General features: G+C 73.2%; 5 protein-coding genes. 2 read left to right on the top strand and 3 right to left on the bottom strand.

Annotation, left to right across the window (positions count from 1 at the left end; genetic code table 11):
• Nucleotides 1-243 precede the first annotated feature (243 nt).
• Genes ACOJUF_RS00170 through ACOJUF_RS00180 form a run of 3 tightly spaced genes read right to left on the bottom strand, consistent with a single transcriptional unit; the run spans nucleotide 244 to nucleotide 2,568 of the window.
• Nucleotides 244-810, bottom strand: coding sequence for a TerD family protein (locus ACOJUF_RS00170; protein WP_420119839.1), 567 nt, complete (start codon nucleotides 808-810; stop codon nucleotides 244-246).
• The gene (locus ACOJUF_RS00175; protein ID WP_420119840.1) at nucleotides 810-1,313 is read right to left on the bottom strand and encodes a hypothetical protein; all 504 of its coding nucleotides are present in this window, start codon (nucleotides 1,311-1,313) and stop codon (nucleotides 810-812) included. Before ACOJUF_RS00175 ends, ACOJUF_RS00170 begins: the two co-directional genes overlap by 1 nt.
• A gap of 22 nt (nucleotides 1,314-1,335) precedes the next feature.
• Nucleotides 1,336-2,568, bottom strand: coding sequence for a toxic anion resistance protein (locus ACOJUF_RS00180; RefSeq protein WP_420119841.1), 1,233 nt, complete (start codon nucleotides 2,566-2,568; stop codon nucleotides 1,336-1,338).
• Nucleotides 2,569-2,696: 128 nt separating this feature from the next.
• On the opposite strand from ACOJUF_RS00180, the gene ACOJUF_RS00185 reads away from it, so the two are divergent.
• Complete coding sequence (locus ACOJUF_RS00185; protein WP_420119842.1) at nucleotides 2,697-4,328, top strand: Na+/H+ antiporter; 1,632 nt, start codon at nucleotides 2,697-2,699, stop codon at nucleotides 4,326-4,328.
• 92 nt (nucleotides 4,329-4,420) lie between these two features.
• A complete protein-coding gene (locus tag ACOJUF_RS00190) occupies nucleotides 4,421-7,492 on the top strand; it encodes an alpha/beta fold hydrolase (protein WP_420119843.1) in 3,072 nt (1,023 codons plus the stop codon).
• The last annotated feature ends 155 nt before the right edge of the window (nucleotides 7,493-7,647 follow it).

Here is a 7,647-nt window from a genome sequence, read left to right on the forward strand (position 1 = left end):
CCGGCGGCGCCGGCCCTCGTGCGGTCGAACGGCCGGCGACGTAGTCGGCCCGGGCGGTCCCAACGGCCGCCGACACTCCCGCGGAGCTGGCCCCGGCCGCCGGACGGGCCGCGGACGACGGCCGCCCCGGAGCCGCCGGACGGCCCGGGGTGGACGGCGGGGCCGCCGCGACCCGGGACCGGTGCCGCAGCCAGGTCAGATCCGAGCGGACCGGGGCGCGCCCGGGGGCCCGTGGATCGATCGTCACAGTGGCACGCCGTAATCGGCGGCGATGCCGGCGATCCCGTTGTCGTAGCCCTGACCGATCACCTTGAACTTCCAGCCGGTCGAGTGCCGGTACAGCTCCCCCAGCAGGATGGCCGTCTCCGACCGCAGCGCCGGCGCCAGGTTCTCCGAGCGCACCAGCTCCTGCCCGTTGCGCAGATCGAGCACCCGGATCGAGCAGTCCCGGAGCTGGCCGAGGGACCGGCGGGCGCCCGGCCCGTCGTTGATGTAGAGCGCGACGACGATGCGGGCGATGTCCCCCGGCACGTCCGGCAGATCGACCTCGATCTGCTCGCGGTCGTCACCCAGCAGCTGGGACCGCCGGGACACCGATTCCTCGGGCGAGGCGATCTGGTTGAAGAACACGAAGTACCGCTCGGACGGGGCCCGGCTGTCGCGGTCGCACAGGATCGTCGCGGCCACCAGATTGTCCGACAGGGCCTGCTCGGCGCCCGCGTTCCAGCGGACGCCGAGCACCACCCCGGTCAGCGACGGGATTTCCTGGGTGAGCGCCACGTTGGCGCCGCGCTGCAGTGCTGGGGGCATTAAAGGTCGAGCTCCGATTGTCCGAACTTGGAGCGCAGGAAGTTGCCCTGCGCGATGAGGGCGTTGGCGTCGTCGTGCTGCACCGCGGCCAGCACCTCCGACGCCGAGGACAGCAGGAAGTCCAGCTGTTCGAGCAGCGCGACGGTCGGGGTGATGCCCGCCCGGCCGGGCCGGTCGCGGATCGCCGGGTCCAGGGCCAGGTAGGTCTTGAGCGTCGTCGGCAGGTAGTCGCGCAGGATGCCGTTGATGGAGACCCGGGCATGGATGTCCAGGTCGCGGTCCCGGGTGGTGAACAGCACGGTGTCCACCACGTCGGTCACCCGGCGGGCCGCGACCACGGCCGCGACCGGCAACTGCCCGGCCGAGGCGTTGATGAACCGGTTCGCCGAGAACCGCAGCGCCGCCAGCGCCTGCGGGCTGTCCTGCTCCGGCGCCGGCGGTTGCATGATCGGGTCGTTCGGCGGGCGCGCCTCGTCCTGCCGGCCGAACAACCAGTTGATCACCACGCTGTGCGATACCCCCCGGTCAGCCGCCGGCGTTCAGTTCGCCGCGCCGCACCCGCTCGAGATACGGCTGCGCGCGCTGGATCTGGCCCTCCAACGCGGTGACCGTCTGGGCCATGCTGTCGACCGCCTGGGCCCGGAAGGTGTCGACCGCGTCCATCGCCTGGAACACGTTGTCGAACGCCTGCTGCAACTTCTCCACCGAGACGCTGGCGCTGGCCGCCTGCTCGTGGATCTGCGCGCCCTGGATCTTCAGCTGCTCGGAGGTCCGCGCGATCAGGTCGCCGGTGGCCGCGTTCAGGCCGGTGATCTGATCCAGCACCAGCTTCTGCCGGGCCAGCGCCTGGGAGACGATGACGGCGGTGCGCAGCGCGGCGATCGTCGTGGTCTGCGCCCGGTCGACCCCCCGGATCAGCTCCAGGTTGTTCTTGCGCACCAGGTCAAGGGCCATGTAGCCCTGCACGGCCACGGCCATCTGGGTCATGATGTCCTGCCGGCGCTGGCGGATCGGGAACAGCGCGTCCGAGCGCAGCGTGTTCGCGTCCTCGGTGCGGCCCTGCACCTCCAGGTTGCGGATCTGGTCCTCGACCGCCACGTCCAGCGCGCCGGCCAGCTCGTTGTACTCGGTCAGCTTGCCCATCAACGTCCACATGTTGGCCTTCTCGACCTCGATCGCGGCGTTGTCCTTGCGCAGTTCGTCCTGGCCGGAGGCCAGCGCGCGCACGATCGCGTCCAGATGGCTCTGCGCCGACTGGTACTTGGCGAAGTAGCGGTCGACCTTGTCGCCGCCGGGGATCCACTTGAGCACCTTCTTGATGCCGGTCAGGTCGGCGCGGTTGGGGTCCAGCTCGGTGATCGTCACCCGAAGGTCGGACAGCGTGCCCGCGACCCGGGTCTGCGCGTCGCCGCCGCGCCCGCCCTTGCTGCCCTGCAGCACCGCGGCCGGCCGCTCGAGCATCCGGCTGGACACGTTGGCCGATTCCCGCATCTCGCGGTCGCCGAGCGCGGTGATCGCCTCGACCTTCTTGGCGAACTCCGGGGAGCGCACGTCCATCCCGGCCAGCTCCATAGCGAACGCGCCGGCCCGCGACTGCAGCTCGGCCTTGCGCGGGTCGGCGACGGCGATGGCGCCGGCCGCCTGCGCGGGCTCGACGACCTGAACCGGCGCCGGCGGGGTCAGCACGAGCGCCCCGGAGGCACCCCCGGCGGCACCGGCCGGTGATCCGGAACCGGATCCGAGGTCGAGGTCGGTCATCGGTGAACTCCTTCAACTCAGGCGACACGGGTCACTCTCAGGTGCCCCCGGCGGAAGATCAGATACCCCCGGGTCAACAATGCCCCATGGTAGGTCGCCGGGGGGCGGCCGAGGCGGGAGTGGCGGACATGCCTGACATCGGACCGGTCGTGCTGCTCGTCCTGGGCGTCGTCGCGGTGAACGGGCTGGCCGGGCGGATCCGGGTGCCCGCCCCCATCCTGCTGGTGATCGTCGGCGTCGCCGTGTCGTTCGTCCCGGGCATGCCCGCGGTCCAGGTCGACCCCGAGCTCGTCCTGACGGTCCTGATCCCGCCGCTGCTCTACGCCGCGGCCACCGAGTCCTCCGTGGTGGCCATCCGGACCATGCTGCGGTCGATCTTCCAGCTCGCCGTCGGCATGGTGCTGGTCACCGCGTTCGCCGTGGCCACCGTGCTCTACCTGCTCGTCCCGGGCATCCCGTTCGCCGCGGGGCTCGCACTCGGCGCCATCGTGGCCCCGCCGGACGCGGTGGCCGCCGTCGCGGTCGCCCGGCGGGCCGGCCTGCCCCGGCGGGTGGTCACCGTGCTGGAGGGCGAGTCGCTGTTCAACGACGCGACCTCCCTGGTGCTGCTGCGGGTCGCCCTGGTCGGCCTCGCGGTCGGCTCGATGTCGTGGGGCGATGCCGTCCTGGAGTTCGGGTGGGCCACGGCGGGCGGGCTGCTGATCGGCGGCGCCGTCGGCTGGCTGCTGTCCTGGGGCCGCCGGCTCAGCGGCTCCGCGCTGGCCACCACCGCCGTGTCGCTGGTCGCCCCGTTCGTGGCCTACCAGCTGGGCGAACGGGCGGAGGCGTCCGGCGTCCTGGCCGTGGTCACCACCGGTCTGGTGCTGGGTTTCCGCGCGCCCTACGACCTGGCCCCCGAGGTCCGGCTCACGTTGCGTGCGACCTGGAGCACCATCCAGTACGTGCTGGAGGGCACCGTCTTCGCCCTCATCGGGCTGCAGCTCTGGGCGATCGTCACCGCGCCGGACATCGGCCGCCGGCCGGTGGTGCTCATCTCCGGGGCGGTGCTGCTCACCGTCATCCTCATCCGGCCGCTGTGGATCTTCCTGCTCAACGGGCTGGCCCGGCTGCTGCGCCGGTCCGGCGCGTTCGCCGACTGGCGCCCGCTGGCCGCCGTGTCCTGGGCGGGCATGCGCGGCGTGGTGTCCCTGGCGGCCGCCCAGACCCTGCCGCTGGACACGCCGTACCGGCCGCTGCTGCTGACCTGCACGATCGTGGTCATCCTGGGCACTCTGGTGGTGCAGGGGCTGAGCCTGCCGCGGGTGATCAGATGGCTGCATTTCCCCGGCGACCCGGCCGCCGAGATCGATGCCGAGCGGATGGCCGCGCGGGACGAGGCGAACCGGGCGATCGCCGATGCGGTGGAGTCCGACATCGCCCGACGGCAGCTGCCGGAGGACCAGGCCCGCCGGATGAGGCTGTGGGTGGAGACCCGGGACTGGCGCCGGCTGGCCGAACGCCGGTCGACGACGATCGACGAGACGGGGCGCGTCCTCGGCGGCATGGCCGACTGGAACCGCGAGATGATGCGGATCGAACGGGACGTCTTCGTGCAGCTGCGCAACTCCGGCCGGCTGTCCGAGGAGGTCATGCGGGAGGTCGAGTACGGGCTCGATCTCGAAGAGGCCCTCCTGGACCAGCGCACCGAGGCGATGTCCGGTCACCTCGATCAGCTTCGCGGCCAATCGGATGATGACCCGAATGGCGCATCGCCGACATAGCGGTCTGGCACCCTGGTGGGCATGACTGACCCGGGCGCCGCAGTGGCGCGACCGGCGGGGCGCGCCCGGTGAAGGCCCGCGTCCGCCGCCTCGTGAACACCAGGCCGCGCAAGATCACCGCACTCGTCCTCGTCGCCGTCGTCGTGCTCGCGCTCGTCTGGATCGCCTGGCCGACTCCGGCCCCGACGCCGGTGGCGACCCGGGACGTCACGATCACCGCCCCGGGCGGTCCCGGGGTCGACGAACCGGTCCAGCTCGACGCCACCGTCTACCTGCCGCAACGCACGCCCGCGCCGGCGATCATCATGGCGCACGGCTTCGGCGGGTCGAAGCTGTCGGTCGACGCCGACGCGCAGGACGCCGCCCGGAACGGGTTCGTGGTGTTGGCCTACTCGGCCCGCGGCTTCGGCCGCTCCACCGGACTGATCGGCCTGGACTCCCTGGACTACGAGATCCCCGACGCCCGGGCGATCGTGGACTGGCTGGCCCAGCAGCCGGAGGTGCAGCTCGACGCGCCCGGCGATCCGCGGGTCGGCGTGACCGGCGGTTCGTACGGCGGCGCGCTGTCGCTGATGCTGGCGGGCACCGACCCGCGGGTCGACGCCGTCGTGCCGCTGATCACCTGGAACGACCTGGAGCAGTCGTTGTTCCCGAATGCGCAGGCCACCGCGGCCGACCTGGCCGCGCCGACGCCGGCCGCCGCGGAGGGCGTCGACGACGGCGTGTTCAAGAAGTTCTGGACGTCGACGCTGATGGCGTCGGTGACCACGGGGGCCGCGCTGTCCGCGACGGGGGTCGCCCAGGGCGACACCGGTGACAGCAACTTCGTCCGTCGGGGCACCGGCGGAGGCACCTCCTCGGCCGCGCCGAGCCCGTCCGACTCGCCGGGCTCGTCCGACTCGTCCGGCGGCACCACCGGGCCGGACACCGGCGCCTCGGGCATCTCCCCGGAGGCGGCCGCCGCGGCCCTGGCCGGCAGTTGCGGCCGGATGATGGTGCAGCTGTGCGCCGGGTACGCCCAGGCGGCCCAGACCGGCCGGATCGGTCCCGAGTTCTCGGCGCTGCTGGCCCGGTCCAGCCCGGCCGCCGTGGTCGGCAACATCACCGCGCCGACGCTGCTGGTGCAGGGCGAGAAGGACACCCTGTTCCCGCTGTCCGAGGCCGACGCGAACGCCCGGGCCATCGCCGCCAACGGCACCACCGTGGCCGTGACCTGGTACAACGGCGGCCACGACGGCGGCAGCACCCCGGACGCGGCGACCCAGGCGCGGATCACCCAGTGGTTCCAGTACTACCTGGCCGGCAGCGGGCCGGCACCCTCGACCGCGTTCCGCTACACCGTGGACGGGCCGATCAGCGACACCGGCAGCGCCCGCAGCCGCACGCTCGAGGTGCCCGAGTATCCCGGTCTGGTCGCCGGCACCAGCACCGAGCGCGCGCCGATCGCGCTGACCGGCGGGCCGCAGTTCGTGGTGAACCCGCCGGGGGCCGCGCCGGCGTCCATCTCCAGCCTGCCCGGCATCTCCGGGCTGGCCTCCACGGCGCTGTCGACGTTCGCCGGCGGCCTGCCGGGCCAGACCGCGCGGTTCGCCTCGGCCCCGTTCGACACGCTCACCGTGCTCGCCGGCACGCCCCGGGTGACCATCGACGTCACCCGGCTCCCGGTTCCGGGGACCGTGGCCCAGGCGGTCGAAAGCACCGACGAGGGCATCGTGCTGTACGGGTCGATCGCCAAGGTCTCCCCCGGCGGCGTGCGATCCACCGTCGGCGGGGTCGCCCCCATCCGGCTGCCCGAGACGGCCGCCGGTCAGACCCAGACCGTGACGGTGAGCCTGCCCGCGGCGGCCCTGCAGATCGAGGCCGGGTCGACGCTGGAGGTCGGGTTCTCCACGACCGACCAGGCCTACGCCGGCCCGACCGCGCCGGCCGCCTACCGGATCGCGCTGGCGGCGGACGCCGCCGGGTCCGCCGGCGGGGTGGCGGGGGTGACCGCGGTCAGTGCGCCGGAGGTCGGCGGCGACCGCGTCTCGGCGTCGGAAATCCCGGTGTTCCAGCTGATCGGCCTCATCGTGCTGGCCGTGCTGCTGATCCTCGCGCTGGTCCTGGGCGGCCGCGTCCGCTCCGGTCGCGCGGACGTCGACCCCGCCCTGGTCGACGTGCCACTGGCGATCAAGCACCTCGGGAAGTCCTACCCCGGCGGGGTCAAGGCCGTGACCGACGTCAGCTTCGAGGTCAAGGCCGGGCAGGTGCTGGGCCTGCTCGGCCCGAACGGCGCCGGCAAGACCACCACGCTGCGGATGGTGATGGGTCTGATCACGCCGACCGAGGGCGAGATCCGGGTGTTCGGGCACCGGGTCCGGCCGGGTTCGCCGATCCTGTCCCGGATCGGCAGCTTCGTCGAGGGTTCCGGCTTCCTGCCGCACCTGTCCGGCCGGGCCAACCTGGAGTTGTACTGGAAGGCGACCGGCCGCCCCGCGCAGGACGCCCACCGGGCCGCGGCGAGGGCCAACGCCAACCTGGGCACGGCGGTCGACCGCAGGGTCCGGACCTACTCGCAGGGCATGCGGCAGCGGCTGGCGATCGCGCAGGCGATGCTGGGGCTGCCCGAGCTGCTGCTGCTGGACGAACCGACCAACGGGCTCGACCCGCCCCAGATCCACGCGATGCGGGAGGTGCTGCGGCGGTACGCCGCGACCGGGCGCACGGTGCTGGTCTCCAGCCACCTGCTCTCGGAGGTCGAGCAGACCTGCACCCACGTCGTCGTCGTGCACCTGGGCCGCACCATCGCCGCGGGCACGGTGAGCGAACTGGTCTCGACGTCCGGCGAGATGGTCTTCGACGTCGACGACCGGGACGCCGCCGAGCGGGTGCTGCGGACCATGGCCGGCGACGTGGAGCGGACCGAGGCCGGCCTGCAGGCCGACCTGGGTCGGACCCCGCCGGACGAGGCGGTCGCCGCCCTGGTCGCGGCCGGGGTCGCGGTGCGCTCGGCCGCTCCCCGGAACCGGCTGGAGGACGTCTTCCTGGCGATGGTCGACGCCTCGGGTGCGGCCGGGTCGTCCAGCGACCACCCGCTGGCCCCGGACCGGCCGGCCGCGGGGCCTCCACCACCTCCGGACGGCGATCGGACGCCCGTCCCCAGCCAGCCGGGAGGCAGCGCATGAGCGCCGGGCGGGCGGGCGGGTTCGAGTCCGCACCGAGTCATCAACACCCCCATGTCGGCGTCCGCGCCGACGGCACCGAGCTCGCGAGGTGCCTCGGAAGGACGGCGTCATGAGCGAGGCCCGCCGAGCGAATCATCAACACCCCCATGTCGGCG

It is taken from the genome of Nakamurella sp., assembly GCF_048594475.1.
In the GTDB taxonomy this organism is placed as follows: domain Bacteria; phylum Actinomycetota; class Actinomycetes; order Mycobacteriales; family Nakamurellaceae; genus Nakamurella.

What these genes read in the sequence shown, in the direction of transcription:
- ACOJUF_RS00170 (WP_420119839.1), bottom strand. Translation starts at nt 810, where the DNA reads ATGCCCCCAGCACTGCAGCGCGGCGCCAACGTGGCGCTCACCCAGGAA.
- ACOJUF_RS00180 (WP_420119841.1), bottom strand. Translation starts at nt 2,568, where the DNA reads ATGACCGACCTCGACCTCGGATCCGGTTCCGGATCACCGGCCGGTGCC.
- ACOJUF_RS00185 (WP_420119842.1), top strand. Translation starts at nt 2,697, where the DNA reads ATGCCTGACATCGGACCGGTCGTGCTGCTCGTCCTGGGCGTCGTCGCG.